This window comes from Stenotrophomonas maltophilia (assembly GCF_025642255.1).
Taxonomy (GTDB): domain Bacteria; phylum Pseudomonadota; class Gammaproteobacteria; order Xanthomonadales; family Xanthomonadaceae; genus Stenotrophomonas; species Stenotrophomonas maltophilia_P.
On the sequence record NZ_CP106759.1, the window covers coordinates 777,704 to 802,112 of the forward strand.

The 24,409-nt window shown below is 63.8% G+C and carries 33 protein-coding genes; 32 read left to right on the forward strand and 1 reads right to left on the reverse strand.

The window, feature by feature from the left end; genetic code table 11:
* Positions 1-94 precede the first annotated feature (94 nt).
* From fusA to N8888_RS03645, 30 genes are all read left to right on the forward strand, one after another.
* Entirely contained in the window at positions 95-2,236 is a 2,142-nt protein-coding gene (gene fusA, locus N8888_RS03500) for an elongation factor G (protein ID WP_263177616.1), read from the forward strand.
* Positions 2,237-2,288: 52 nt separating this feature from the next.
* Positions 2,289-3,479, forward strand: a complete 1,191-nt coding sequence (gene tuf, locus N8888_RS03505; protein WP_065176003.1) for an elongation factor Tu — start codon at positions 2,289-2,291, stop codon at positions 3,477-3,479.
* A gap of 333 nt (positions 3,480-3,812) precedes the next feature.
* Positions 3,813-4,124 carry a 30S ribosomal protein S10 gene (rpsJ, locus tag N8888_RS03510; RefSeq protein ID WP_005408208.1) on the forward strand — a complete coding sequence of 104 codons (312 nt, stop codon included), beginning with the start codon at positions 3,813-3,815 and terminating at the stop codon, positions 4,122-4,124.
* An 11-nt stretch (positions 4,125-4,135) separates the two neighbouring features.
* Complete coding sequence (rplC, locus tag N8888_RS03515; protein ID WP_004145336.1) at positions 4,136-4,786, forward strand: 50S ribosomal protein L3; 651 nt, start codon at positions 4,136-4,138, stop codon at positions 4,784-4,786.
* 12 nt (positions 4,787-4,798) lie between these two features.
* Positions 4,799-5,404, forward strand: a complete 606-nt coding sequence (gene rplD, locus N8888_RS03520; protein WP_053519740.1) for a 50S ribosomal protein L4 — start codon at positions 4,799-4,801, stop codon at positions 5,402-5,404.
* Entirely contained in the window at positions 5,401-5,700 is a 300-nt protein-coding gene (gene rplW, locus N8888_RS03525; RefSeq protein WP_004145338.1) for a 50S ribosomal protein L23, read from the forward strand. Before rplD ends, rplW begins: the two co-directional genes overlap by 4 nt.
* Before the next feature lie 10 nt (positions 5,701-5,710).
* Positions 5,711-6,538, forward strand: a complete 828-nt coding sequence (gene rplB / locus N8888_RS03530) for a 50S ribosomal protein L2 (protein ID WP_065182869.1) — start codon at positions 5,711-5,713, stop codon at positions 6,536-6,538.
* Positions 6,539-6,544: 6 nt separating this feature from the next.
* Positions 6,545-6,814 carry a 30S ribosomal protein S19 gene (rpsS, locus tag N8888_RS03535; protein ID WP_005415413.1) on the forward strand — a complete coding sequence of 90 codons (270 nt, stop codon included), beginning with the start codon at positions 6,545-6,547 and terminating at the stop codon, positions 6,812-6,814.
* Positions 6,815-6,826: 12 nt separating this feature from the next.
* Positions 6,827-7,162, forward strand: a complete 336-nt coding sequence (gene rplV / locus N8888_RS03540; RefSeq protein ID WP_080375339.1) for a 50S ribosomal protein L22 — start codon at positions 6,827-6,829, stop codon at positions 7,160-7,162.
* An 18-nt stretch (positions 7,163-7,180) separates the two neighbouring features.
* Positions 7,181-7,915 carry a 30S ribosomal protein S3 gene (rpsC, locus tag N8888_RS03545; protein WP_004145350.1) on the forward strand — a complete coding sequence of 245 codons (735 nt, stop codon included), beginning with the start codon at positions 7,181-7,183 and terminating at the stop codon, positions 7,913-7,915.
* Between the two features lie 5 nt (positions 7,916-7,920).
* Positions 7,921-8,334, forward strand: coding sequence for a 50S ribosomal protein L16 (rplP, locus tag N8888_RS03550; RefSeq protein WP_053519743.1), 414 nt, complete (start codon positions 7,921-7,923; stop codon positions 8,332-8,334).
* Positions 8,334-8,519 carry a 50S ribosomal protein L29 gene (gene rpmC / locus N8888_RS03555; protein ID WP_004154487.1) on the forward strand — a complete coding sequence of 62 codons (186 nt, stop codon included), beginning with the start codon at positions 8,334-8,336 and terminating at the stop codon, positions 8,517-8,519. The genes rplP and rpmC overlap by 1 nt, the downstream gene beginning before the upstream one ends.
* Before the next feature lie 11 nt (positions 8,520-8,530).
* A complete protein-coding gene (gene rpsQ, locus N8888_RS03560) occupies positions 8,531-8,800 on the forward strand; it encodes a 30S ribosomal protein S17 (protein ID WP_053519744.1) in 270 nt (89 codons plus the stop codon).
* Positions 8,801-8,812: 12 nt separating this feature from the next.
* On the forward strand, positions 8,813-9,181 hold the full coding sequence (rplN, locus tag N8888_RS03565; protein ID WP_010483978.1) for a 50S ribosomal protein L14: 369 nt from the start codon (positions 8,813-8,815) through the stop codon (positions 9,179-9,181).
* A 16-nt stretch (positions 9,182-9,197) separates the two neighbouring features.
* Complete coding sequence (rplX, locus tag N8888_RS03570) at positions 9,198-9,515, forward strand: 50S ribosomal protein L24 (protein ID WP_053519745.1); 318 nt, start codon at positions 9,198-9,200, stop codon at positions 9,513-9,515.
* Positions 9,516-9,526: 11 nt separating this feature from the next.
* Positions 9,527-10,069 (forward strand): 50S ribosomal protein L5, encoded by a 543-nt coding sequence (rplE, locus tag N8888_RS03575; protein ID WP_053519746.1) that lies wholly within the window; start codon positions 9,527-9,529, stop codon positions 10,067-10,069.
* Between the two features lie 18 nt (positions 10,070-10,087).
* Positions 10,088-10,393 (forward strand): 30S ribosomal protein S14, encoded by a 306-nt coding sequence (gene rpsN / locus N8888_RS03580; protein ID WP_053519747.1) that lies wholly within the window; start codon positions 10,088-10,090, stop codon positions 10,391-10,393.
* 258 nt (positions 10,394-10,651) lie between these two features.
* Entirely contained in the window at positions 10,652-11,050 is a 399-nt protein-coding gene (gene rpsH / locus N8888_RS03585; RefSeq protein ID WP_005415417.1) for a 30S ribosomal protein S8, read from the forward strand.
* A gap of 18 nt (positions 11,051-11,068) precedes the next feature.
* Positions 11,069-11,593, forward strand: a complete 525-nt coding sequence (gene rplF / locus N8888_RS03590; RefSeq protein ID WP_053519748.1) for a 50S ribosomal protein L6 — start codon at positions 11,069-11,071, stop codon at positions 11,591-11,593.
* A 31-nt stretch (positions 11,594-11,624) separates the two neighbouring features.
* The gene (gene rplR, locus N8888_RS03595) at positions 11,625-11,978 is read left to right on the forward strand and encodes a 50S ribosomal protein L18 (RefSeq protein ID WP_053519749.1); all 354 of its coding nucleotides are present in this window, start codon (positions 11,625-11,627) and stop codon (positions 11,976-11,978) included.
* A 160-nt stretch (positions 11,979-12,138) separates the two neighbouring features.
* Positions 12,139-12,681, forward strand: a complete 543-nt coding sequence (gene rpsE / locus N8888_RS03600) for a 30S ribosomal protein S5 (RefSeq protein WP_005408213.1) — start codon at positions 12,139-12,141, stop codon at positions 12,679-12,681.
* Entirely contained in the window at positions 12,674-12,865 is a 192-nt protein-coding gene (gene rpmD, locus N8888_RS03605; RefSeq protein ID WP_004145412.1) for a 50S ribosomal protein L30, read from the forward strand. Before rpsE ends, rpmD begins: the two co-directional genes overlap by 8 nt.
* 6 nt (positions 12,866-12,871) lie before the next feature.
* The gene (rplO, locus tag N8888_RS03610) at positions 12,872-13,315 is read left to right on the forward strand and encodes a 50S ribosomal protein L15 (RefSeq protein WP_053519751.1); all 444 of its coding nucleotides are present in this window, start codon (positions 12,872-12,874) and stop codon (positions 13,313-13,315) included.
* A gap of 7 nt (positions 13,316-13,322) precedes the next feature.
* Complete coding sequence (secY, locus tag N8888_RS03615) at positions 13,323-14,690, forward strand: preprotein translocase subunit SecY (RefSeq protein ID WP_005415420.1); 1,368 nt, start codon at positions 13,323-13,325, stop codon at positions 14,688-14,690.
* A gap of 347 nt (positions 14,691-15,037) precedes the next feature.
* Positions 15,038-15,394: a 30S ribosomal protein S13 gene (gene rpsM, locus N8888_RS03620; protein ID WP_004154500.1), complete on the forward strand. Its 357-nt coding sequence runs from the start codon at positions 15,038-15,040 to the stop codon at positions 15,392-15,394.
* An 11-nt stretch (positions 15,395-15,405) separates the two neighbouring features.
* Positions 15,406-15,795, forward strand: a complete 390-nt coding sequence (gene rpsK / locus N8888_RS03625) for a 30S ribosomal protein S11 (RefSeq protein ID WP_004145443.1) — start codon at positions 15,406-15,408, stop codon at positions 15,793-15,795.
* Positions 15,796-15,810: 15 nt separating this feature from the next.
* Positions 15,811-16,440 carry a 30S ribosomal protein S4 gene (gene rpsD, locus N8888_RS03630; protein ID WP_004145446.1) on the forward strand — a complete coding sequence of 210 codons (630 nt, stop codon included), beginning with the start codon at positions 15,811-15,813 and terminating at the stop codon, positions 16,438-16,440.
* Positions 16,441-16,495: 55 nt separating this feature from the next.
* Positions 16,496-17,494 carry a DNA-directed RNA polymerase subunit alpha gene (locus N8888_RS03635; protein WP_004145453.1) on the forward strand — a complete coding sequence of 333 codons (999 nt, stop codon included), beginning with the start codon at positions 16,496-16,498 and terminating at the stop codon, positions 17,492-17,494.
* 191 nt (positions 17,495-17,685) lie between these two features.
* Positions 17,686-18,069, forward strand: a complete 384-nt coding sequence (rplQ, locus tag N8888_RS03640) for a 50S ribosomal protein L17 (protein WP_053519752.1) — start codon at positions 17,686-17,688, stop codon at positions 18,067-18,069.
* 231 nt (positions 18,070-18,300) lie between these two features.
* Positions 18,301-18,807, forward strand: coding sequence for a disulfide bond formation protein B (locus N8888_RS03645; protein ID WP_053519753.1), 507 nt, complete (start codon positions 18,301-18,303; stop codon positions 18,805-18,807).
* Positions 18,808-18,871: 64 nt separating this feature from the next.
* Here N8888_RS03645 and N8888_RS03650 read toward each other — a convergent pair whose 3' ends face one another.
* The gene (locus N8888_RS03650) at positions 18,872-20,998 is read right to left on the reverse strand and encodes a TonB-dependent receptor (RefSeq protein ID WP_197601238.1); all 2,127 of its coding nucleotides are present in this window, start codon (positions 20,996-20,998) and stop codon (positions 18,872-18,874) included.
* A 219-nt stretch (positions 20,999-21,217) separates the two neighbouring features.
* Here N8888_RS03650 and N8888_RS03655 point away from each other — a divergent pair, with 219 nt between their 5' ends.
* Both N8888_RS03655 and N8888_RS03660 read left to right on the forward strand, forming a co-directional pair.
* Entirely contained in the window at positions 21,218-22,609 is a 1,392-nt protein-coding gene (locus N8888_RS03655; protein WP_053519755.1) for a class II 3-deoxy-7-phosphoheptulonate synthase, read from the forward strand.
* A 608-nt stretch (positions 22,610-23,217) separates the two neighbouring features.
* Positions 23,218-24,360 carry a mechanosensitive ion channel family protein gene (locus tag N8888_RS03660; protein ID WP_053520335.1) on the forward strand — a complete coding sequence of 381 codons (1,143 nt, stop codon included), beginning with the start codon at positions 23,218-23,220 and terminating at the stop codon, positions 24,358-24,360.
* The last annotated feature ends 49 nt before the right edge of the window (positions 24,361-24,409 follow it).

Consider the following 24,409-nt stretch of genomic DNA (forward strand, 5'->3'; position numbering starts at 1 on the left):
CTGCCTCGCGGTCCCAGAAGGACTGCGCCAACCCGAAGGCCGCCGAAAGGCGGCGTTCGGCCATCCGAAATCCAAGAAATCTGAGAGGCTCCCCGTGGCCCGTTCCACTCCCATCGAGCGTTACCGTAACTTCGGCATCATGGCTCACATCGATGCCGGCAAGACCACCACGTCCGAGCGCATCCTGTTCTACACCGGCAAGAGCCACAAGATCGGTGAAGTGCATGACGGCGCCGCCACCATGGACTGGATGGAGCAGGAGCAGGAGCGTGGCATCACGATCCAGTCCGCTGCCACCACCGCGTTCTGGAAGGGCATGGACAAGTCCCTGCCGGAGCATCGCTTCAACATCATCGACACCCCCGGGCACGTCGACTTCACCATCGAAGTGGAGCGCTCGCTGCGCGTGCTCGACGGTGCGGTGTTCGTGCTGTGTGCCGTCGGTGGCGTGCAGCCGCAGTCGGAAACCGTGTGGCGCCAGGCCAACAAGTACCACGTGCCGCGCATCGCGTTCGTCAACAAGATGGACCGTACCGGTGCCAACTTCCAGAAGGTCGTCGGCCAGCTGAAGGCCAAGCTGGGCGCGGTTGCCGTGCCGATGCAGCTGCCGATCGGCGCTGAAGACAACTTCAAGGGCGTCGTCGACCTGCTGAAGATGAAGGCCATCCACTGGGATGAAGCCTCGCAGGGCATGAAGTTCGAGTACAGCGACATCCCGGCTGAACTGCAGGCGGCTGCTGAAGAAGCCCGCCAGTTCATGGTCGAGACCGCTGCCGAAGCCAGCGAAGAGCTGATGGAGAAGTACCTGGGCGGCGAAGAGCTGGCCGAGGCTGAAATCATCAACGCGCTGCGTACCCGCACCCTGGCCACCGAGATCGTGCCGATGTACTGCGGCTCGGCGTTCAAGAACAAGGGCGTGCAGGCCATGCTGGACGGCGTGATCCAGCTGCTGCCGTCGCCGGTCGATGTGCCGGACGTGAAGGGCGTGGACGTCGACGACGATACCATCGAGATGACCCGCAAGTCGGATGACAAGGCGCCGTTCTCGTCGCTGGCCTTCAAGATCATCACCGACCCGTTCGTCGGCGCGCTGACCTTCTTCCGCGTCTACTCGGGCACGCTGAACGGTGGTGACACCGTGCTGAACTCGGTGAAGGGCAAGAAGGAGCGCATCGGCCGCATCCTGCAGATGCACTCGAACAACCGCGAGGAAATCAAGGAAGTTCTGGCGGGTGACATCGCTGCGGCCGTGGGCCTGAAGGACACCACCACCGGTGACACCCTGTGCGCCGTGGACGCCCCGATCATCCTGGAGCGCATGACGTTCCCGGAGCCGGTGATCTCGATGGCCGTCGAGCCGAAGACCAAGTCGGACCAGGAAAAGATGGGTCTGGCCCTGGGTCGTCTGGCTCAGGAAGATCCGTCGTTCCGCGTCAAGACCGACGAAGAATCCGGCCAGACCATCATCTCGGGCATGGGCGAGCTGCACCTGGACATCATCGTCGACCGCCTGAAGCGCGAGTTCAACGTTGAAGCCAACGTCGGTGCGCCGCAGGTGGCCTACCGCGAAACGATCACCCTGGCCGACGTCAAGTCGGACTACAAGCACGCCAAGCAGTCCGGTGGTAAGGGTCAGTACGGTCACGTCGTGATCGAGCTGTCGCCGATCACCGCTGAAGACCGTGCCGATCCGAAGCTGGCTCCGGCCATCAAGGACGACTTCCTGTTCATCAACGACATCACCGGCGGCGTGATCCCGAAGGAATTCATTCCGTCGGTCGAGAAGGGCCTGCGCGAAACCATCACCAGCGGCCCGCTGGCTGGCTTCCCGGTCGTGGACGTCAAGGTGAAGCTGGTGTTCGGTTCGTACCACGACGTCGACTCCTCGGAAATGGCGTTCAAGCTGGCTTCGTCGATGGCCTTCAAGCAGGGCTTCGCCAAGGCCAAGCCGGTGCTGCTGGAGCCGATCATGAAGGTCGAGATCGTGACCCCGGAGGATTACCAGGGTGACGTGATGGGCGACGTCAGCCGTCGTCGCGGCGTGCTGCAGGGTTCCGACACCACCGGTGACGGTTCGGCCAGCATCATCAACGCGATGATCCCGCTGGGTGAAATGTTCGGCTACGCCACTGCGCTGCGTTCGCAGACCCAGGGCCGCGCCACCTTCACCATGGAATTCGATCACTACGAGCCGGCTCCGACCAACATCGCCGAAGCCGTCATGAAGAAGGGCTGAGCCTCGCTCAGCCTCTCTTGAAACCACTTACGAACAATCAAGGTATATAACAATGGCAAAGGGTAAGTTCGAGCGCACCAAGCCGCACGTCAACGTCGGCACCATCGGTCACGTCGACCACGGCAAGACCACGCTGACCGCCGCGCTGACCAAGATCGGCGCCGAGCGCTTCGGTGGCGAGTTCAAGGCGTATGACGCCATCGACGCCGCACCGGAAGAAAAGGCTCGTGGCATCACGATCTCGACCGCGCACGTCGAATACGAATCCCCGACCCGTCACTACGCCCACGTTGACTGCCCGGGCCACGCTGACTACGTCAAGAACATGATCACCGGTGCCGCCCAGATGGACGGCGCGATCCTGGTGTGCTCGGCCGCTGACGGCCCGATGCCGCAGACCCGCGAGCACATCCTGCTGTCGCGTCAGGTCGGCGTGCCGTACATCGTGGTGTTCCTGAACAAGGCTGACATGGTCGACGACGCCGAGCTGCTCGAGCTGGTCGAAATGGAAGTGCGCGAACTGCTGAGCAAGTACGAGTTCCCGGGCGACGACACCCCGATCATCTCGGGTTCGGCCCGCCTGGCGCTGGAAGGCGACCAGAGCGAGATCGGCGTGCCGGCGATCCTGAAGCTGGTCGACGCGCTGGACACCTGGATTCCGGAGCCGGAGCGTGCGATCGACAAGCCGTTCCTGATGCCGGTGGAAGACGTGTTCTCGATCTCGGGCCGCGGCACCGTGGTGACCGGTCGTATCGAGCGCGGCGTGATCAAGGTCGGTGACGAAATCGAAATCGTCGGTATCCGTCCGACCCAGAAGACCACCGTGACCGGCGTGGAAATGTTCCGCAAGCTGCTGGACCAGGGCCAGGCAGGCGACAACGCCGGTCTGCTGCTGCGCGGCACCAAGCGTGACGACGTCGAGCGCGGCCAGGTTCTGGCCAAGCCGGGTTCGATCACCCCGCACACCGAGTTCGAAGGCGAAGTGTACGTGCTGTCGAAGGACGAGGGCGGCCGTCACACCCCGTTCTTCAACGGCTACCGCCCGCAGTTCTACTTCCGCACCACCGATATCACCGGCGCTGCCAAGCTGCCGGAAGGCGTGGAAATGGTGATGCCGGGTGACAACGTCAAGATGACCGTGACCCTGATCAACCCGGTCGCGATGGACGAAGGCCTGCGCTTCGCCATCCGCGAAGGTGGCCGCACCGTCGGCGCCGGCGTGGTCTCGAAGATCATCAAGTAATCTGTTAGACTCTGCGCCCCGATGTTGCCTGGGTAGGGCATCGGGGCGTATCAAAATGGGAAAGCAGGCACAGGATGTGCCTTGTGTTCCCCGGACCAGGAAGGGTCAAGGCCATTCAGGCGGCGTCAACAGGAGACTGTTGACAGCTGCCTGGCGTGCCATTATGCTTCTACGTCTGGGCAGGCCGGGAAACTGGTCTGCCTACGTTTTTGAGGTCTACGGATTGACCTTGTCGGCCTGCAGGAGTGCGGGCCGTCCGTATGCAGGAATTTCATGGGGCAAAGCAACCCAGAGGCTTTGTCTGTCGCTCTTTTAACGAAGGAACCTACCGCCATGGCGGACCAAAAGATCCGGATCCGGCTGAAAGCGTTCGATCATCGTCTGATCGACCGTTCGGCCAGCGAGATCGTTGAAACGGCAAAGCGGACCGGCGCGCAAGTGCGTGGCCCGATCCCGCTGCCGACCAAGATCGAGCGTTACACCGTTCTCGTTTCCCCGCACGTCGACAAGGACGCGCGTGACCAGTACGAGACCCGCACGCACAAGCGCGTGCTCGATATCGTTGACCCGAATGACAAGACCGTGGACGCGCTGATGAAGCTCGAACTGGCTGCCGGCGTCGACGTTCAGATCAAGCTGACCTGAGGACTACGACCATGACGAAGAAGTATTCGTTGGGCTTCGTGGGCCGCAAGGCCGGCATGAGCCGCGTGTTCACCGAAGATGGTCGTTCCATCCCGGTGACCCTGATCGAAGCCACCCCGAACCGCATCGCGCAGATCAAGACCGTCGAAACCGACGGCTACAGCGCCGTGCAGGTGACCGTCGGCGCGCGTCGCGCTGCCCTGGTCAACAAGCCGGAAGCCGGCCACTTCGCCAAGGCGAAGGTGGAAGCGGGTCGTGGCCTGTGGGAATTCCGCGTTGAAGACGCGCAGCTCGGCGATTTCGCCGTCGGCGGCGAAGTCAAGGCGGACATCTTCGAAGTCGGCCAGATCGTCGACGTCCAGGGTGTCACCAAGGGTAAGGGTTTCCAGGGCACCATCAAGCGCCACAACTTCCGTATGGGCGATGCAACCCACGGTAACTCGCTGTCGCATCGCGCGCCGGGTTCGCTGGGTCAGCGCCAGACCCCGGGTCGCGTTTTCCCGGGCAAGAAGATGTCGGGCCACATGGGCGCGGTGCAGCAGAGCACCCAGAACCTGGAAGTGGTCAAGGTCGACGTCGAGCGCGGTCTGATTGCGGTTCGCGGCGCCGTTCCTGGCGCGGCGGGTGGCGATGTGATCGTCCGTCCGGCGAGCAAGGCATAAGGAGAGATGACGATGGAACTCGTTATCACGGGTAGCAACAACAAGGTCTCGGTCTCCGACGCCGTGTTCGGTCGCGATTTCAGCGAAGATCTGGTCCACCAGGTCGTCGTTGCTTACCGCAACGCCGGTCGCGCCGGCACCAAGGCACAGAAGACTCGCTCCGAAGTGGCTGGTACCACCAAGAAGTCGAAGAAGCAGAAGGGCGGCGGCGCGCGTCATGGCGCACTGACGGCTCCGATCTTCGTCGGCGGCGGTGTCACCTTCGCGGCCAAGCCGCGCAGCTTCGAGCAGAAGGTCAATCGTAAGCAGTACCGTGCCGCCATGTGCGCGATCCTGTCCGAGCTGAACCGTCAGGGCCGTCTGACCATCGTGGAGGCCTTCGATGTCGAAGCGACCAGCACGAAGGGTCTGATCGCCAAGCTGGCCGGCCTGGAAGTGGGCAAGCGCCCGCTGATCGTCACCGAGGAAGCCTCCGAGCACCTGTACCTGTCCGCCCGCAATCTGCCGTACGTGCAGGTGCGTGACGTGCAGGGCCTGGACCCGGTGTCGCTGGTCGGTGCCGACACGGTCGTCATCACCGCTGACGCGGTCAAGAAGGTCGAGGAGTGGCTGGCATGAACAGCAACGAAAAAATCTTCAGCGTGCTGCGTGCCCCGCGTGTCTCCGAAAAGACCGCGCGCCTGCAGGAACTCTCCAACCAGTATGTCTTCGAAGTTTCGAACGAAGCCACCAAGGCCGATGTAAAGGCCGCGGTTGAGCAGCTGTTCGACGTCAAGGTCGAAGCCGTCAACGTGGTCAACGTCAAGGGCAAGAACAAGTCCTTCCGTAACCGTGCTGGCCGCCGCGGCGATTGGCGCAAGGCGTACGTTCGCCTGGCCGATGGCCAGTCGATCGATGTAACGGCCAAGGCCTGAGGTACATCCCATGCCATTGATGAAATTCAAGCCCACTTCCCCCGGCCGCCGTTCGGCCGTGCGCGTGGTTACGCCCGACCTGCACAAGGGTGCTCCGCACGCTGCGCTGGTCGAGTCGCAGAGCCGCTCGGGTGGTCGTAACCACCACGGCCGCATCACCACCCGTCACGTCGGTGGTGGCCACAAGCAGCACTACCGCATCATCGACTTCAAGCGCAACAAGCTGGGCATCCCGGCGCGCGTGGAACGCATCGAATACGATCCGAACCGCACCGCCCATATCGCCCTGCTGTGCTACGTCGACGGCGAGCGTCGCTACATCATCGCCCCGAAGGGCCTGAAGGCCGGTGATCAGGTGATCGCTGGTTCGGATGCCCCGATCAAGGCGGGCAACACCCTGCCGCTGCGCAACATCCCGGTCGGTACCACCATCCACTGCATCGAGCTGAAGCCGGGCAAGGGCGCTCAGATCGCCCGCGCTGCAGGTGCTGCCGTGCAGCTGGTCGCCCGTGAAGGCGTCTACGCCACCCTGCGTCTGCGCTCGGGTGAAATGCGTAAGGTTCCGGTCGAGTGCTGCGCCACCATCGGCGAAGTCGGCAACGACGAGCACAGCCTGGAAAAGCTGGGCAAGGCCGGTGCCAAGCGCTGGCGCGGCGTCCGCCCGACCGTTCGTGGTGCTGCCATGAACCCGGTTGACCACCCGCACGGTGGTGGTGAGGCCAAGGCCGGCCAGGGTAACCCGCATCCGGTCACCCCGTGGGGTGTCCCGACCAAGGGTTACAAGACGCGCCATAACAAGCGCACTCAGCAGTTCATCGTCCGCGATCGTAGGGGCTAATCGACCATGGCACGTTCACTCAAGAAGGGCCCGTTCGTCGATCACCACCTCGTCAAGAAGGTGGAGGCCGCTGCGGGCAGCAAGAAGCCGATCAAGACCTGGTCGCGCCGTTCGATGATCCTGCCTGACATGGTAGGCATCACCATTGCCGTGCATAACGGCAAGAACCACATCCCGGTTCTCGTCAACGAGAACATGGTCGGCCACAAGCTCGGCGAATTTGCCATCACCCGGACCTTCAAGGGTCACGGTGGTGACAAGAAGTCGGGCAAGTAAGGAGAGATGACAATGGAAGCGAAAGCCATCCTGCGCACTGCGCGCATCTCCCCGCAGAAGGCTCGCCTGGTCGCTGACCAGGTGCGCGGTCTGCCGGCCGAACGTGCGGTCAATCTGCTGAAGTTCTCGGACAAGAAGGCTGCCCACCTGATCAAGAAGGTGGTGGAGTCGGCTATTGCCAACGCCGAGAACAACCAGGGCGCCGACGTCGACGAGCTGAAGGTTCAGACCATCATGGTTGATGAAGGTCCGACCCTGAAGCGTTTCATGGCGCGGGCGAAAGGCCGCGGTACCCGCATCCTCAAGCGCACCAGCCACATCACTGTGGTTGTGGGCGCCGGCAAGTAAGCGGATAAGGAAAAGACCATGGGTCATAAAGTTCATCCGATTGGTATCCGTCTCGGTATTTCCAAGGACTGGAACTCCAAGTGGTACGCCAACAAGGCCGAGTTCGCTGGTTACCTGGCAGCCGACCTGAAAGTTCGCGAAATGCTGCGCAAGAAGCTGGCTCAGGCCGGCATCAGCAAGATCCTGATCGAGCGTCCGGCCAAGACCGCGCGCGTGACGATCCACACCGCCCGTCCGGGCGTGGTGATCGGCAAGCGTGGTGAGGACATCGAGAAGCTGCGCAAGGAAGTGAGCGAGATGATGGGCGTTCCGGCGCACATCAACGTCACCGAAGTGCGCAAGCCGGAACTGGACGCGCAGCTCGTTGCCGAGTCGATCGCCCAGCAGCTGGAGCGTCGCATCATGTTCCGCCGCGCAATGAAGCGCTCGGTGGGCAACGCGATGCGCCTGGGTGCCCTGGGCATCAAGGTCAACGTGGGTGGCCGCCTCAACGGTGCTGAAATCGCCCGTTCGGAGTGGTACCGCGAAGGCCGCGTGCCGCTGCACACCCTGCGTGCCGACATCGACTATGGCTTCGCTGAAGCCAAGACGACCTACGGCATCATCGGCATCAAGGTCTGGATCTACAAGGGCGAGGTCTTCGATTTCTCCCAGGTTGGCCAGGAAAAGCAGGACGACACCCCGTCGCGCAACGATCGTCACGATCGCGGCGACCGTGGTGACCGTCAGCGCCCGGCCCGTGAAGCGAGGTAACGACAATGTTGCAACCCAAGCGAACCAAGTACCGCAAGGTACACAAGGGCCGTAACGAAGGCCTGAGCTGGAGCGCCAACGCTGTCAGCTTCGGCGAATACGGCCTGAAGGCAACCGCACACGGTCAGCTGACCGCGCGTCAGATCGAAGCGGCTCGCCGCTCGATCAGCCGCTACGTCAAGCGCGGCGGCAAGATGTGGATCCGCGTGTTCCCCGACAAGCCCATCACCAAGAAGCCCATCGAAGTTCGAATGGGTTCGGGTAAGGGTAACGTGGAATACTGGGTGGCCCAGATCCAGCCCGGCCGCATGATCTATGAAATCGAGGGTGTTTCCGAGGAAGTGGCTCGCGAGGCGTTCCGCCTGGCCGCCGCCAAGCTCTCGGTCACCACCACTTTCGTGACCCGTACGGTGCGCTGATGGATATCAAAACTCTCCGTGAAAAGTCGGCTGACGAACTCAAGGCCCACCTGATCGACCTGCGTAAGGAACAGTTCTCTGTCCGTATGCAGCAGGTCACCGGCCAGCTGCCGAAGACCCACGACATCCGCCGGGTCCGTCGCGAGATTGCTCGCGTCAAGACCCTGCTCGGCAGCACGAAGTAAGGATGGCCGCTATGAGCGACAATACTGAAAACAAGACGCTGCGCACGGTCGAAGGCCGTGTCGTCAGCAACAAGATGGACAAGACGGTTACCGTCCTGGTTGAGCGTCAGGTCAAGCACGCACTGTACGGCAAGTACATCAAGCGCTCGACGAAGCTGCACGCCCACGATGCCGACAACGCCTGCAAGGAAGGCGATGTCGTCCGCGTGACCGAGATTGCTCCGATGTCCAAGACCAAGAACTGGCGCGTGGTGGAAGTCATCACGCGTGCGGCTGAATAAGGAGTCTGAATCATGATCCAGATGCAGAGCTACCTTGACGTCGCGGACAATTCGGGTGCCAAGCAGGTGATGTGCTTCAAGGTGCTGGGTGGTTCCAAGCGCCGTTACGCCGGCATCGGCGACATCATCAAGGTCACCGTGAAGGATGCGATTCCGCGCGGCAAGGTCAAGAAGGGTGAAGTGTATGACGCCGTCGTGGTGCGTACCCGCAAGGGTGTGCGTCGCGCCGACGGCTCGCTGATCCGCTTCGACGGCAACGCTGCCGTCCTGCTGAACAACAAGCAGGAGCCGATCGGTACCCGTATCTTCGGGCCGGTGACCCGTGAACTTCGTTCGGAGAAGTTCATGAAGATCGTCTCGCTCGCTCCCGAAGTGCTGTGAGCGACAGGAGATAATCATGGCTAACCGTATCAAGAAGGGCGACCAGGTCGTCGTCAACACCGGCAAGGACAAGGGCAAGCAGGGCGAAGTCGTCCGCGTCGACGGCGACCGTGTGGTCGTCGCCAACGTGAACATCGTCAAGCGCCACACCAAGCCGAACCCGCAGGCAGGCGTTGCCGGCGGCGTGGTCGAGCGTGAAGCTTCGATCCATATCTCCAACGTGAATGTGCTGAACCCGGCTTCGGGCAAGGGCGAACGCGTTGGCTTCAAGGTGCTGGAGGATGGACGCAAACTGCGTGTGTTCCGCTCCAGCGGTGAGGCGCTCGACGCCTGAGGAATGAGAAGATGACTTCCCGTCTCGAAAAGTTCTACAAGGACGAAGTGGTGCCGGCGCTGATGAAGCAGTTCGGCTACACCAATCCGATGGAAGTGCCGAAGCTCGTCAAGGTCACCCTGAACATGGGTGTCGGCGAAGCGGCCACCAACAAGAAGATCCTGGAAAACGCCGTCGGCGACATGACCAAGATTTCCGGCCAGAAGCCGGTTGTCACCAAGTCGCGTATTTCGGTTGCGTCGTTCAAGATCCGTGATGGTTGGCCGATCGGCTGCAAGACCACGCTGCGTCGCCACAAGATGTACGAGTTCCTGGATCGCCTGATCAACATCTCGCTGCCGCGCGTGCGCGACTTCCGTGGTGTCTCCGGTCGTTCCTTCGACGGTCGCGGCAACTTCAACATGGGTGTGAAGGAACAGATCATCTTCCCGGAAATCGACTTCGACGCTGTCGACGCGATCCGCGGTATGGATATCGCCATCACCACCACTGCGAAGACCGACGCGGAAGCGAAGGCGCTGCTGGCAGCGTTCAAGTTCCCGTTCCGTAACTGATCCGTCGAGGAAACCGAAATGGCAAAGACCTCCATGGTCAACCGCGACATCAAGCGGGAAAAGCTGGCCAAGAAGTACGCTGAGAAGCGTGCTGCTCTGAAGAAGATCGTGTCCTCGGTGGACGCGAGCTACGACGAGAAGATCGAAGCTGCTGCCAAGCTGGCCAAGCTGCCGCGCGATTCGTCGCCGAGCCGCCAGCGCAACCGCTGCGAACTGTCCGGCCGTCCGCGTGGCGTCTACAGCAAGTTCGGCCTGGGCCGCAACAAGCTGCGTGAAGCCACCATGCGTGGCGACGTCCCGGGTCTGCGCAAGGCCAGCTGGTAATCCCAGCCGGTCCTGCGATCAGGCGCCCCCCCCGGGGGTTCCTGAACCGGGGAGGGGAGGCATTCAGCCTCCCTTTCGCAAAAAACCCGAAGAGCCCGACGCAAGTCGGGCTCTTTTGGCGTATACTCCCGCGTCTTGCCCTGTGCAGACGGGGTTGTAGGGCGGGCCACAGGTCCGCTGCATCAAGGGACCTGGCCCGTTTCCAGGAGACAACAGATTTTCGCGAAAGCGGATATCGGTGCACTCAAAGGTACTCATATGAGCATGACTGATCCCATCGCCGACCTGCTGGTCCGCATCAAGAATGCGGCCGCGGTTGGCAAGCAGACGGTGAAAGCCCCGTCGTCCAAGATCAAGGTTGCGATCGCCCAGGTCCTGAAGGACGAGGGTTACATCACCGACCTGCGCGTTACCCAGCTGGAGAACAACAAGGCCGAGCTGGAAATCGTGCTGAAGTATTTCGAAGGCAAGCCGGTCATCGCGACCCTGAAGCGCTTCTCGCGTTCGGGTCTGCGCCAGTACCGCGGCAAGAGCGAGCTGCCGAAGGTCATGAACGGCCTGGGCATCTCCATCATTTCCACCTCCAAGGGCATCATGACTGATGCGCAGGCGCGCCAGCTGGGCGTCGGCGGCGAAGTCCTGTGCTTCGTGGCCTAAGGCGAAAGGAGTAGAACTATGTCCCGCGTAGCCAAGAAGCCGATCGACCTGGGTAAGGTTGAACTGAACGTCCAGTCGGAAAGCGTCACCGCCAAGGGCCCGAAGGGCACCCTGTCGCTGGCCAAGCCGGCCGGTATTGCCATCAACGTCGACAACGGCGTTGCCACCCTGAGCACCGAGAACGTCGAACTGGTCGCACTGACCGGTACCGTGCGTGCGATCCTGGCCAACATGGTCAAGGGCGTGTCCGAAGGCTTCGAGCGCAAGCTGGAGCTGGTCGGCGTGGGTTACCGCGCTGCCATGCAGGGCAAGGACCTGAGCCTGTCGCTGGGCTTCTCGCACCCGGTCGTGTTCGTGGCGCCGGAAGGCATCACGCTGTCCACCCCGACCCAGACCGAGATCCTGGTCCAGGGCGCGGACAAGCAGGCCGTCGGTGAAGTTGCCGCCAAGATCCGTGCGTTCCGCAAGCCGGAGCCGTACAAGGGCAAGGGCGTGAAGTACTCCGACGAAGTCATCATCCGTAAGGAAGCCAAGAAGGCCTAATAGGCGCTTCCGCTTTCATAGGAAAAACATCATGAACAAGAACATCGCCCGCCTGCGTCGCGCCAAGTCGACCCGCGCCCACATCCGTGAGCTCGGCGTCGCCCGCCTGTCGGTGCTGCGCACCGGCCAGCACCTGTATGCCCAGGTCTTCACCGCCGACGGTTCCAAGGTGCTGGCTGCCGCCAACACCACCCAGACCGACGTCAAGGAAGGCCTGAAGAGCGGCAAGAATGTCGATGCCGCCGCCAAGGTTGGCCGCATCGTCGCTGAGCGTGCCAAGGCCGCCGGCGTCGAGAAGGTTGCCTTCGATCGTTCGGGTTACCGTTACCACGGCCGTATCAAGGCCCTGGCAGAGGCTGCCCGCGAAGCCGGCCTGCAGTTCTAAGGGATCGGGGCAGGGGGCCGATGGCCCCCTGTTCGCCTGCTCGCCAGCCTGAGCGAGGCTGGACGGCGCCATTCTTCTGTAGTGGCCCACCGGAACGACGCGTCATTCCACAACCATAAGCGGCCCTGAGCCGTACATACCCAACAACCAAGGAATCAACATGGCAGAAGAGCGTCAGCAGCGGGGTCGCGATCGCGACCGTAACCGCGAAGAGAAGATCGACGACGGCATGATCGAAAAGCTGGTCGCGGTCAACCGCGTCAGCAAGACCGTCAAGGGTGGTCGCCAGTTCACCTTCACCGCCCTGACCGTGGTCGGCGACGGCGAAGGCAAGGTCGGTTTCGGTTATGGCAAGGCCCGCGAAGTGCCGGTCGCCATCCAGAAGTCGATGGAACAGGCCCGCAAGAACCTGGTCAGCGTTGACCTGAACAACGGCACCCTGTGGCACACCATCAAGGATGGTCATGGCGCAGCCCGCGTGTTCATGCAGCCGGCTTCGGAAGGTACCGGCGTCATCGCCGGTGGTGCCATGCGCGCCGTCCTGGAAGCGGTTGGCGTGAAGAACGTGCTGGCCAAGGCCACCGGTTCGCGCAACCCGATCAACCTGGTGCGTGCCACCGTGAAGGGCCTGTCTGCAGCGCAGTCGCCGGCCCGCATCGCGGCCAAGCGCGGCAAGAAGGTGGAGGAACTCAACCATGGCTAATGAGTCCAACAAGACTGTGAAGGTGCGCCTGGTGCGCGGCCTGCGTGGTGCTCAGTCGCGTCACCGCCTGTCGGTGCGTGCCCTGGGTCTGAACAAGCTCAACGATGTGCGTGAACTGAAGGACAGCCCGCAGGTTCGCGGCCTGATCAATACCGTTCACTACCTCGTCAAGGTTGAGGAGTAATCGATCATGACTCTGCGTCTCAATGAACTGAGCCCGGCACCGGGCGCCCGTACCGAGCGCACCCGCGTCGGTCGCGGTATCGGCTCGGGCCTGGGCAAGACTGCCGGCCGCGGCCACAAGGGTTCGTTCGCCCGCAAGGGTGGCGGCAAGATCAAGGCCGGCTTCGAAGGCGGCCAGACCCCCATGCAGCGTCGTCTGCCGAAGATCGGCTTCCGTTCGCCGATCGCCAAGGACACCGCTGAAGTGCTGCTGTACCAGCTGGACAAGCTGCCGGCCGGCGAGATCGACTTCGCCGCCCTGCGTGCCGCCAAGCTGGTCCCGAGCACTGCCAAGAAGGCCAAGGTCGTCGTCAAGGGCGAAGTGACCAAGGCGTTCACCCTGAAGGGTGTTGCTGCCACGGCCGGTGCCAAGGCTGCGATCGAAGCTGCCGGCGGCAGCGTAACGGAGTAAGAAAATCATGGCGCAAGCTGGCATCGGTAACCTCGCGGGCGGAATGGGCAAGTTCACTGAACTTCGCCAACGTTTGCTGTTCGTCGTCGGGGCTTTGATCGTCTATCGCATCGGCTGCTACGTGCCGGTGCCGGGCGTCAATCCCGATGCCATGCTTGCCATGATGCAACAGCAGGGCGGCGGCATCGTGGACATGTTCAACATGTTCTCGGGCGGCGCCCTGCACCGTTTCAGCATCTTCGCGCTGAACGTGATGCCGTACATCTCGGCATCGATCGTGATGCAGCTGGCCGTGCACATCTTCCCCGCCCTGAAGGCGATGCAGAAGGAAGGTGAGTCCGGTCGCCGCAAGATCACCCAGTATTCGCGCATCGGCGCCGTGCTGCTGGCAGTGGTGCAGGGCGGTTCGATCGCTCTGGCCCTGCAGGGCCAGGTCTCGCCGTCGGGCGCTCCGGTCGTGTACGCGCCGGGCATGGGCTTCGTGCTCACCGCCGTGGTCGCGCTGACCGCCGGCACCATGTTCCTGATGTGGGTCGGTGAGCAGGTCACCGAGCGCGGCATCGGCAACGGCGTGTCGCTGATCATCTTCGCCGGTATCGTGGCGGGCCTGCCGGGCGCGGTCATCCATACCTTCGATGCCTACCGCGACGGCAACATCCAGTTCATCCAGCTGCTGCTGATCGCCATCGTCGTTCTCGCCTTCACCTTCTTCGTGGTGTTCGTCGAGCGCGGCCAGCGCCGGATCACGGTCAATTACGCGCGCCGCCAGGGCGGTCGCAATGCGTACATGAACCAGACCTCGTTCCTGCCGCTGAAGCTCAACATGGCCGGCGTCATCCCGGCGATCTTCGCCTCAAGCCTGCTGGCCTTCCCGGCCACCCTGGCCATGTGGTCCGGCCAGGCGGCCAACCAGAGCAGCTTCGGCCAGGTCCTGCAGAAGGTCGCCAACGCGCTGGGTCCCGGCGAGCCGCTGCACATGATCGTGTTCGCTGCGCTGATCACCGGTTTCGCGTTCTTCTATACCGCGCTGGTGTTCAACTCGCAGGAAACCGCCGACAACCTGAAGAAGTCGGGCGCGCTGATTCCGGGCATCCGTCCGGGTAAGGCCACTGCCGATTACATCGACGGCGTGCTGACCCGCCTGACCGCAGCCGGCTCGGCCTACCTGGTGATCGTCTGCCTGCTGCCGGAACTGATGCGCACGCAGCTGAACGCCTCGTTCTACTTTGGCGGTACCTCACTGCTGATCGTGGTGGTGGTGGTGATGGACTTCATCGCCCAGGTGCAGGCGCACCTGATGTCCCACCAGTACGAGAGCCTGCTGAAGAAGGCCAACCTGAAGGGTGGCAACCGCGGCGGTTTTGCCCGCGGCTGATTCGCCTGTTATACTTTCGTCTTCCTGACGTGATGGTCCCTCCGCTTCGCGGACTCCGGCCACACAAACGAAGGGCGGCCCCCGCAGCGGTTCCGGGTGGGGGTGTGATGAGGTGGTCCCGCGCAGGAGTAGCGCGGGCGGCCCCGGGAGACCTCCCGGGATCAACCCCATCCGGCGCCGGAGCCTGGGCACACTCCCCAGGCCGGGTTCATGAAACCTCTGGTTTCACGGGCTTCCATGTAAACCGGAACCTTGTTAGTATCGCTAGTTCACTTTTTTGATCCATCCTGCCGGATTGGCGTGCCCGAGGCGCGCTGTCGGCCATCACTCAGCTGGAGAACCGCGTCATGGCGCGTATTGCAGGCGTCAACCTGCCAGCCCAGAAGCATGTCTGGGTCGGGTTGCAAAGCATTTACGGCATCGGCCGTACCCGTTCGAAGAAGGTCTGCGAAGTCGCAGGCGTCGCTTCGACCACCAAGATCCGCGATCTGTCGGAGCCGGAAATCGAGCGCCTGCGCGCCGAAGTCGGCAAGTACATCGTGGAAGGCGATCTGCGCCGTGAGATCGGCATCGCGATCAAGCGCCTGATGGACCTGGGCTGCTACCGCGGCCTGCGTCACCGTCGTGGCCTCCCGCTGCGTGGCCAGCGCACCCGTACCAACGCCCGCACCCGCAAGGGTCCGCGCAAGGCGATCAAGAAGTAAGGGACTGAGAAATGGCTAAGCCCGCTGCTAAGACCAAGAAGAAGATCAAGCGCGTCGTCACTGACGGCGTTGCCCACGTCCACGCTTCGTTCAACAACACCATCGTCACCATCACCGACCGCCAGGGCAATGCTCTGTCGTGGGCGACCTCCGGTGGCGCTGGCTTCCGCGGTTCGCGCAAGTCGACCCCGTTCGCTGCCCAGGTGGCTGCCGAGAAGGCCGGTCGTGCTGCGCTGGACTACGGCGTGAAGTCGCTGGAAGTCCGCATCAAGGGCCCGGGTCCGGGCCGTGAGTCGGCCGTGCGTTCGTTGAACAACGTCGGCTACAAGATCACCAACATCATCGACGTGACGCCCATCCCGCACAACGGGTGCCGTCCGCCGAAGAAGCGTCGCGTCTAAAGGGAGCGATAAGAAATGGCTCGTTATATCGGTCCTACCTGTAAGCTCGCCCGCCGCGAAGGCGCCGACCTGTCCCTGAAGAGCCCGGCGCGTGCGCTGGACTCCAAGTGCAAGCTGGAGCAGAAGCCCGGCCAGCATGGCGCCACTGCCCGCAAGGGCAAGCTGTCCGACTACGCCACCCAGCTGCGTGAAAAGCAGAAGGTCAAGCGTATCTACGGCCTGCTGGAGCGTCAGTTCCGCAACTACTACAAGAAGGCCTCGACCAAGAAGGGCAACACCGGCGAGAACCTGCTGCAGCTGCTGGAAACCCGCCTGGACAACGTCGTCTACCGCATGGGCTTCGCCGTGACCCGTCCGGCTGCCCGCCAGCTGGTGTCGCACCGCGGCGTCACCGTGAATGGCAAGTCGGTCAACCTGGCTTCGTACCAGGTCAAGGCTGGCGATGCCATCGCGCTGTCCGAGAAGGCTGCCAAGCAGCTGCGCGTCCAGGAAGCCCTGACCGTCGCCGCACAGCATGACCTGAGCCCGTCGTGGGTTGAAGTGGATTCCGGCAAGTTCACCGGCATCTTCAAGGCGGTTCCGGATCGTTCGGATCTGCCTGCGGACATCAACGAAGCGCTGATCGTCGAGCTGTATTCGAAGTAATTCACATTGGAGAGCCCCCGGCGACGGCCGGGGGTTCACTAGGAGAACCCGCAACATGACGGTTACCGCCAACCAGGTTCTGCGTCCTCGCGGTCCGCAGATCGAACGCCTTACCGACACCCGTGCAAAGGTCGTTATCGAACCTTTGGAGCGGGGTTACGGGCATACGCTGGGCAACGCCCTGCGTCGCGTGCTGCTGTCGTCCATCCCGGGCTTCGCCATCACGGAAGTCGAAATCGACGGCGTGTTGCATGAGTACACCACGGTCGAAGGTCTGCAGGAGGACGTGCTCGAAGTCCTGCTGAACCTGAAGGACGTGGCCATCCGTATGCACTCCGGCGACAGCGCCACCCTGTCCCTGTCCAAGCAGGGCCCGGGCGTTGTCACCGCTGCCGATATCAAGGTCGACCACAATGTGGAGATCCTGAACGGCGACCATGTGATCTGCCACCTGACCAAGGATACGGCAGTGAACATGCGTCTGAAGATCGAGCGTGGTTTCGGCTACCAGCCGGCTGCTGCGCGTCGTCGTCCGGACGAAGAAACCCGTGCCATCGGCCGCCTGGTCCTGGATGCCTCGTTCTCGCCGGTCCGCCGCGTCGCCTATGCCGTGGAAGCGGCCCGCGTCGAACAGCGTACCGACCTGGACAAGCTGGTCATCGATATCGAGACCAACGGCACCATCGATGCCGAGGAAGCCGTGCGCACCGCCGCCGACATCCTCAGCGATCAGCTGTCGGTGTTCGGTGACTTCACCCACCGCGACCGCGGTGCGGCCAAGCCGGCCAACAACGGCGTGGATCCGGTGCTGCTGCGCCCGATCGACGATCTGGAGCTGACCGTGCGTTCGGCCAACTGCCTGAAGGCTGAAAGCATCTACTACATCGGCGATCTGATCCAGAAGACCGAAGTGGAGCTGCTGAAGACCCCGAACCTGGGCAAGAAGTCGCTCACCGAGATCAAGGAAGTGCTGGCCCAGCGTGGCCTGTCGCTTGGCATGAAGCTGGAGAACTGGCCGCCGGCCGGCGTCGCCAGCCACGGCATGCTGGGCTGATAAAGCCTCCTGCTGTACCCGAAGGCTCCACCGTCAGCGGTGGAGCCTTCACCGCAAGATGCCATGACGAACCGCAGGTTCGCGGGCAGGTCGTCCAGGACGGGCGGCCAGGACCATCCGCAGTCCGTGCAGCAACGCCAGGATGGCGACAACGATCCACACAGCCACATCATTAACCAAGGAACATCACCATGCGTCACCAGAAGTCTGGCCGTAAGTTCAGCCGTACCAGCGCCCATCGCGAAGCGATGTTCAAGAACATGGCCGCCTCGCTGTTCAAGCACGAGCTGATCAAGACCACCCTGCCGAAGGCCAAGGAACTGCGCCGCGTCGCCGAGCCGCTGATCACCCTGGCCAAGGTCGATTCCGTTGCCAACCGCCGTCTGGCCTTTGCCCGCCTGCGTGACAACGAAGCCGTGGGCAACCTGTTCACCATCCTGGGCCCGCGCTACGCGAACCGTCCGGGTGGCTACCTGCGTCTGCTGAAGTGCGGCTTCCGCGCCGGCGACAATGCTCCGATGGCCTACGTCGAGCTGGTCGACCGTCCGGCCGTGGCCGAGGAAGTGGCCGAGTAATCGGACCGCTCCAACGCGACACAGTGAAAGCCCGGCATCTGCCGGGCTTTTGCGTTCTGGTAGCGCCGGGCGATGCCCGGCGTTTACGTTTCCGCTGCACTCGCCGGGCATGGCCCGGCGCTACCTGCGAAGGGAAGTGGCCCGCACCGTTCCGACGAGCGTCACCGGCAGCGGTTCGAATGGCAGGCGCGGTCGGTTACGCTTGGCGCCTGATCCATTCGAGCATTCACGATGAATCCTCTGCGCTGGCCCTTCCGCGCCCAGTTCCTGCTGGGCTTCCTGATCTGCGTGGGCCTGCTGGGCTATGCGATTTTCCTGCAGCTGAAGATGGGGCTGGAGCCGTGCCCGCTGTGCATCTTCCAGCGGCTGGCCTTTGCCGCGCTCGGCCTGCTGTTCCTGCTGGGCGCACTGCACGGCCCGTCGAACCGGCCGGGACGGGTGACGTACGGCATCCTTGCCTTCATTGCGGCAGCCGTCGGCGTCGGCATCGCCGCGCGCCATGTCTACGTGCAGATGCTGCCGCCGGAAATGGGTGCCACCTGTGGTCCGCCGCTGAGCTTCCTGCGCGAGACCATGGGCCCGTTCGAGGTGTTCCGCACGGTGCTGACCGGTACCGGCAACTGCGGCAACATCGACTGGACCTTCCTCGGACTGACCATGCCGATGTGGTCGGGCGTGTGGTTCGTGCTGCTGGGGCTGTGGGCACTGCTGGTGCCGCTGCGCAGGGTCAGGCGCTGAGTAACTGACGCGCCCCAGCAGAGCCGGGCATGGGCTCGGCTCTGCCGGGGGGCGGCGACATCGATCAGAAATCCTGTTGCAGGCTGAGATAGGCGCCGCGTCGCGGCCCCCACTGGGGGGCGAACACGCCTACGCCGCCGCCATCGCGCAGCTGATAGCTGCGATCCAGCGCGTTGACCAACGCCAGCTGTGCATGCAGCGGATGGCCGCTGTCGGGGTTGAAATCGTGGCCAGCACTGAGGTTCACCTGCAGGTAGGACGGCAGCTCGCCCCCATTGGGTACGCTTTCGGTGTCCGAGCGCAGGCCACTGCCGAACACGTAGTTGGCACCGATCCGGTTGTGTCCGGCGAAGGCATAGCTGACACCGCCCGACGAGGTCAGCTTCTGGTCGTGGTCCAGGTGGATCCAATGGTCGGCCACGTAGGCCAGGGCGTCCGGGTCGAGGTTGTACTGGCCGGTGATCACCTGGGTGCCGATCGCCTTGTTGTATGCAGCGTTGAAGTAAGCGCTGAACGGTCCGTCGCTATAGTCGGCGCTGAACTCCAGGCCGCGGATGTGGCCGCGACGATAGTTGAACGTTGAATAGAGGTAGGCGGCGCCGAACTGGCCTTCATCCTGCAGGCGGGCGACACGCCGGTCATACGCATCCACGCCGAGTGTCAGGTGCTCGCCGATCTGCTGCGAGATGCCGAGGTCGTAGTAGTCACTGCGCTCGGCCAGTGGCGTGGCGTTGCCATCACTGGGCTGCTGGTTGCTGGTGCCGTCGTACAGCGCGATGTCGTCGGAGGCGATCAGCTCGCTGGCCGGTGGTGTGAAGTAGCGCGCATAGCCTGCGTGCAGGGTGGTGCTGTCGCCGGCATTCCAGACCACGCCCAGGCGCGGGCTGAGCTGGCCTTCGGTCCGCCCGAAGGCCGTGTAGCGGTCGCCGCGCAGACCATAGTTGACCGTCCAGTTGTCTCCGATCTTCCACTCGTCCTGCACGTAGAGCGCCAGCGTGCTGGCGTGGAAAGCACTGCGGTCGGGAATCAGCAGGGGCGTGGTGCTGGCCTGCTGGCCGGCGTCGTCAACCGGGAACACCCAGCTGCTGCTGTGGGCCCGCGCGGTCTCATGATTGCCGTACAGGCCATAGCGCAGCGTGTGATCGCTGCCCAGCGGGGTGGAAATGTCGGCCTGCACGGTGTTGGCGCGGTTGCTGCGCTGGACCTGTGAAGCAACACCGCTGAACACCAGATCGCCCGCGACATCGGGATTGAACCCGACATCGCTGTAGCGTTGGCCGGCCGACAGCTGGTACGCGCTGGCGCCCAGCGTCCCCTGCAGCACCAGCATGCCGAAGCGCGTGGTCTCGCGCTGGGTCTCATCCAGCTGGCTGGAGTCGAACGTGGAGGTATCGAGGTAGCCGAACTGCGGTGTCTGGCCCGGGTTCACCGGAATCTGGAAGCGGTTGTTGGCAACGCCGGCGAACACGCTCACGCGCGTGTTCTCGTCCAGCAGATAGGTGAGGTCGGCGAACGCCTTGCCCTGGTGGGTGTCGTCGTGCAGCGGCCGGCGCGAGTTGGTCGGGTTCTCCAGGCCGACCTCGTTCTGGTCGTAGTTGCCGGTCAGGAACCAGCTCCAGCGTCCCTGGTTGCCCCACCAGGAGGCGTTGGGATTGACCTTGCCGAACGACCCGGCAGTCAGTCCGACGCTGCCGCCGTTGCCCAGTTCGGCGCCACTGCGGGTGGTGATGTCCACCACTGCGGCGGTGCGTTCGCCGAACTGCGCCGGCAGTGCGCCATCCATCAGCCGGATGCTCCTGATGGTGCGCGCATCCAGGGTCTGGCCGAAGCCGGAGATCGATTCGGGCAGCAGCACGCCGTTGATGCGGTACTGCAGGTTGGCGTGATCACCACGCACATGGACACCGCCGTAGGAGTCCTGGACCACGCCCGGGGCCTGCAGCAGCACCTGGCTGAGTGCGGCGGAGGCGCCGAGCGGCTGCTTCTGGATGTCCTCGGCGGTGATCTGGTACTGGCTGCTGCCGATGTCCGGCGACAGCGCGTTGCGGGCCTGATCGAGGTGGGCGCTGACGGTGACCGCATCCAGGTTTTTCACTGCGGGCCCGGCGTCATCCGTGGCTGCGGCAAGGGGGGGCGTGCTGGCCAGGGCCAGGGCGAAGGTGATGCTGGTAGCGAGGCGTGAGGGCTTCATGGGAAAGAGCAGGGCCTGGGGCGTGGAGGGGGCCGGTCCATGACGGTGAGTGTTACTCCGTAACAGATCATGCGCCTCTGGCGGTGCCGCCGACCATGCGGTCTGTGGCTGCTCGGCGCGTGCTTTCCCTGGCGTTCAGGCATCGGGCCGGGAGGGCTGGCCCTTTGCGGCGGCGGCCGGCTCTGCGACCATGACCGTCCCCCACCCCGGAAGTCTGCAATGAGCCTGTCCGCCGTTTCACCGGTTCCTGATCCTGCCGCAACCGCTGCGGGTGCTGCCTGGTCGCCGGAGAGCTGGCGCGGCAAGACCGCACTGCAGATGCCGACCTATCCCGACCCGGTGGCGCTGGATGCTGCCCTGCATGAGCTGAAGCGGCTACCCCCTCTGGTGACCTCGTGGGAGATCCTGGCGCTGAAGCAGCAGCTGGCGGAGGCGCAGGAGGGCAAGCGCTTCCTGCTGCAGGGCGGCGATTGCGCCGAGAACTTCAGCGACTGTGAGTCCGGCACCATCTCCAATCGGCTGAAGGTGCTGCTGCAGATGAGCCTGGTACTGGTGCATGGCCTGCGCCAGCCGGTGATCCGCGTCGGCCGCTTCGCCGGCCAGTACGCCAAGCCACGCTCGGCTGATACCGAGACCCGTGATGGGGTGACGCTGCCCAGCTACCGGGGCGATGTGATCAATGCGCCGGCCTTCACCGAAGCCGCGCGCCTGCCCGACCCGAAGCGGATGCTGCAGGCCCACGCACATTCGGCGATGACGATGAACTTCGTGCGGGCGCTGATCGATGGCGGCTTCGCCGACCTGCACCACCCCGAGTACTGGAACCTGGACTGGGTGCGGCATTCGCCGCTCGCCGCCGAGTACCAGAAGATGGTGGCATCGATCGGCGATGCCGTGCACTTCATGGAAACCCTGGCCGGTGCCCGGGTGCACAACCTCAACCGCATCGACTTCTACACATCGCACGAAGCCCTGCTGCTGCCCTACGAGCAGGCGCTGACCCGGCAGGTGCCGCGCCAGCAGGGCTGGTTGAACCTGAGCACGCACTATCCCTGGATCGGCATGCGCACGGCTGCGCTCGACGGCGCGCACGTGGAGTACCTGCGGGGCGTGCGCAATCCGATCGCGATCAAGGTGGGGCCGTCGGTTTCGCCGGACCAGCTGCTGCGCCTGATCGATGTACTCAATCCGGACGACGAGCCCGGGCGCCTGACCTTCATTCACCGCATGGGCGCGACGCAGATAGCCGAAAAGCTGCCGTCGCTGTTGGAAGCGGTCAAGCGCGACGGCCGCCGCGTGCTGTGGGTGTGCGATGCCATGCACGGCAACACCGAGAGCACCGCCAATGGCTTCAAGACGCGCCGCTTTGACAACGTGCGCCGCGAGGTGGAGTTGTCGTTCGATCTGCACGCCGCGGCAGGTACGCGCCTGGGCGGCGTGCACCTGGAGCTGACCGGCGAGGACGTGACCGAATGCACCGGTGGCGCGCGCGAGCTCACCGAGCGTGATCTTGAGCGCGCGTACCGTTCCACGGTCGATCCGCGGCTGAACTACGAGCAGTCGCTGGAGATCGCGATGGCGATCGTGCGCAAGCAGGAACAGGTGCGCTAAGGGTTTTTCGGCAGGGCTTGCAGCCCTGCACCTGCGGAGTCAACGTCGACGTCAAATGCGGGCATTCCTTGGGATGGCGGGGCAGTGTCGGAGTGCGGGGACGCCGTGAATCCGTCCATGGAGGCTTGGCAGCCGCATCCATGCGGCTGACACCCCGCACTCCGACACCGCCCCACCTCTGGCAGACGTCCACGGCTGTTGGATCCACGCCATGCGTGGATAAATCTCTGTCCGACGTCGAAATCAATCTGGGGTCAGATCCGTTTTCCGCAGGAAAACGGATCTGACCCCAAGAGCCATTCCGACAGATCCCGAGAATATGTCGAAGGCGGGGTGGGTCCGGTTGCGGGGGCGTAAGCCGCATGGATGCGGCGACCGAGCCTCCATGGATGGATTCACGGCGTCCCCCGCAACCGGACCCACCCCGCCATCCCACATGAAATCCGCTTCTGCTTCGGCTGTTGCAGTTGCAGTTGCAGTTGCTCCAGCCCGCAGCAGGTGCAGGGCTGCAAGCCCTGCAGACCAACACCCTGCTTACGAACGGCTGACGTGACGCTCATGCGCCATGCGCGAGGCTGTCCGCTGCTGTTCGAGTGGAGGTGGCAACCGTGCACTGGCAAAGCGCACAGGCATATGCATGGCCGCTGGGTCTGGCGGCACTGGTAGGCGGCATCGGCGCCTGGCTGATCCTGTGGATCTATCACCGGCTGAAAGGGCGTGATCGCCGGCGCGCGCGCATCGGTCGTGTGCTCGGTCTGCCAATGGCGACCGCATGGCCCTTGCTGCTGCTGATCCCGGCGCTGCAGGCCACGCCACTGCAGGAGCCTCTGCTGGGGCATCTGCAGCACGGGCTGCACATCGCGCTGACGGCCTGTTTCATCTGGCTGCTGGTGCGCGCGGTGGCCGCCGGCGAGCGTGCGATCCTGCGCAGTCATCCCATCGACGTCTCGGACAATCTGGAAGCCCGTCGCATCCAGACCCAGACGCGGGTGCTGAGCCGCGTGCTGATGGGCGGCATCATCGTGCTCGGTGCATCGCTGGTGCTGCTGACATTCCCGATGGTGCAGAAGATCGGCGCCGCCCTGCTGGCCTCGGCCGGTCTGATCGGGCTGGTCGCGGGCATCGCCGCCAAGCCGGTGTTCGGCAACCTCATCGCCGGCCTGCAGATCGCAGTGACCCAGCCGATCCGGCTGGATGATGTGGTGATCGTTGAAGGCGAGTGGGGGCGCGTGGAGGAGATCGGCAGCAGCTATGTGGTGGTACGCATCTGGGACGAGCGGCGGATGGTGGTGCCGCTGACCTGGTTCATCGAGAACCCCTTCCAGAACTGGACCCGGCGCAGCGCCGATCTGCTCGGCACGGCATTCCTGTGGCTGGACTACCGTGCGCCGATCGCGGCGATCCGCAGTGAACTGGAGCGCATCTGCCGCGGCGAGGCGCTGTGGGATGGACGGGTCTGCGTGACCCAGGTGACCGAAACCAGCGAGCGGGCAATCCAGGTGCGCCTGCTGGTCAGTGCACGCAGCTCCGGCGATGCCTTCGATCTTCGCTGCCTGGTGCGCGAGCGCATGCTGGATTTCCTGGCGCGCGAGCATCCGCAATCACTGCCGCAGCTGCGCGCGCGGTTGCAGCGCGAGGATGAGCTGGACATGCCACGCGCACCGCGTGCACGTACGGCAGATGTGCGTTCACCCGGGGCGGAGGACGGCGAGGCCGCGATCGCGCCGGTGGAACCGGACCCCGACCGCTAGCGCCGGGACGTGCCCGGCGAGCGCAGCGGTACCCCTCGGTCCACCGGGC

Excerpts from the sequence above, each read along its gene's own strand:
- tuf (WP_065176003.1), top strand. The coding sequence starts at position 2,289 with ATGGCAAAGGGTAAGTTCGAGCGCACCAAGCCGCACGTCAACGTCGGC.
- rpsJ (WP_005408208.1), top strand. The coding sequence starts at position 3,813 with ATGGCGGACCAAAAGATCCGGATCCGGCTGAAAGCGTTCGATCATCGT.
- rplC (WP_004145336.1), top strand. The coding sequence starts at position 4,136 with ATGACGAAGAAGTATTCGTTGGGCTTCGTGGGCCGCAAGGCCGGCATG.
- rplD (WP_053519740.1), top strand. The coding sequence starts at position 4,799 with ATGGAACTCGTTATCACGGGTAGCAACAACAAGGTCTCGGTCTCCGAC.
- rplW (WP_004145338.1), top strand. The coding sequence starts at position 5,401 with ATGAACAGCAACGAAAAAATCTTCAGCGTGCTGCGTGCCCCGCGTGTC.
- rplB (WP_065182869.1), top strand. The coding sequence starts at position 5,711 with ATGCCATTGATGAAATTCAAGCCCACTTCCCCCGGCCGCCGTTCGGCC.
- rpsS (WP_005415413.1), top strand. The coding sequence starts at position 6,545 with ATGGCACGTTCACTCAAGAAGGGCCCGTTCGTCGATCACCACCTCGTC.
- rplV (WP_080375339.1), top strand. The coding sequence starts at position 6,827 with ATGGAAGCGAAAGCCATCCTGCGCACTGCGCGCATCTCCCCGCAGAAG.
- rpsC (WP_004145350.1), top strand. The coding sequence starts at position 7,181 with ATGGGTCATAAAGTTCATCCGATTGGTATCCGTCTCGGTATTTCCAAG.
- rplP (WP_053519743.1), top strand. The coding sequence starts at position 7,921 with ATGTTGCAACCCAAGCGAACCAAGTACCGCAAGGTACACAAGGGCCGT.
- rpmC (WP_004154487.1), top strand. The coding sequence starts at position 8,334 with ATGGATATCAAAACTCTCCGTGAAAAGTCGGCTGACGAACTCAAGGCC.
- rpsQ (WP_053519744.1), top strand. The coding sequence starts at position 8,531 with ATGAGCGACAATACTGAAAACAAGACGCTGCGCACGGTCGAAGGCCGT.
- rplN (WP_010483978.1), top strand. The coding sequence starts at position 8,813 with ATGATCCAGATGCAGAGCTACCTTGACGTCGCGGACAATTCGGGTGCC.
- rplX (WP_053519745.1), top strand. The coding sequence starts at position 9,198 with ATGGCTAACCGTATCAAGAAGGGCGACCAGGTCGTCGTCAACACCGGC.
- rplE (WP_053519746.1), top strand. The coding sequence starts at position 9,527 with ATGACTTCCCGTCTCGAAAAGTTCTACAAGGACGAAGTGGTGCCGGCG.
- rpsN (WP_053519747.1), top strand. The coding sequence starts at position 10,088 with ATGGCAAAGACCTCCATGGTCAACCGCGACATCAAGCGGGAAAAGCTG.
- rpsH (WP_005415417.1), top strand. The coding sequence starts at position 10,652 with ATGAGCATGACTGATCCCATCGCCGACCTGCTGGTCCGCATCAAGAAT.
- rplF (WP_053519748.1), top strand. The coding sequence starts at position 11,069 with ATGTCCCGCGTAGCCAAGAAGCCGATCGACCTGGGTAAGGTTGAACTG.
- rplR (WP_053519749.1), top strand. The coding sequence starts at position 11,625 with ATGAACAAGAACATCGCCCGCCTGCGTCGCGCCAAGTCGACCCGCGCC.
- rpsE (WP_005408213.1), top strand. The coding sequence starts at position 12,139 with ATGGCAGAAGAGCGTCAGCAGCGGGGTCGCGATCGCGACCGTAACCGC.
- rpmD (WP_004145412.1), top strand. The coding sequence starts at position 12,674 with ATGGCTAATGAGTCCAACAAGACTGTGAAGGTGCGCCTGGTGCGCGGC.
- rplO (WP_053519751.1), top strand. The coding sequence starts at position 12,872 with ATGACTCTGCGTCTCAATGAACTGAGCCCGGCACCGGGCGCCCGTACC.
- secY (WP_005415420.1), top strand. The coding sequence starts at position 13,323 with ATGGCGCAAGCTGGCATCGGTAACCTCGCGGGCGGAATGGGCAAGTTC.
- rpsM (WP_004154500.1), top strand. The coding sequence starts at position 15,038 with ATGGCGCGTATTGCAGGCGTCAACCTGCCAGCCCAGAAGCATGTCTGG.
- rpsK (WP_004145443.1), top strand. The coding sequence starts at position 15,406 with ATGGCTAAGCCCGCTGCTAAGACCAAGAAGAAGATCAAGCGCGTCGTC.
- rpsD (WP_004145446.1), top strand. The coding sequence starts at position 15,811 with ATGGCTCGTTATATCGGTCCTACCTGTAAGCTCGCCCGCCGCGAAGGC.
- N8888_RS03635 (WP_004145453.1), top strand. The coding sequence starts at position 16,496 with ATGACGGTTACCGCCAACCAGGTTCTGCGTCCTCGCGGTCCGCAGATC.
- rplQ (WP_053519752.1), top strand. The coding sequence starts at position 17,686 with ATGCGTCACCAGAAGTCTGGCCGTAAGTTCAGCCGTACCAGCGCCCAT.
- N8888_RS03645 (WP_053519753.1), top strand. The coding sequence starts at position 18,301 with ATGAATCCTCTGCGCTGGCCCTTCCGCGCCCAGTTCCTGCTGGGCTTC.
- N8888_RS03650 (WP_197601238.1), bottom strand. The coding sequence starts at position 20,998 with ATGAAGCCCTCACGCCTCGCTACCAGCATCACCTTCGCCCTGGCCCTG.
- N8888_RS03655 (WP_053519755.1), top strand. The coding sequence starts at position 21,218 with ATGAGCCTGTCCGCCGTTTCACCGGTTCCTGATCCTGCCGCAACCGCT.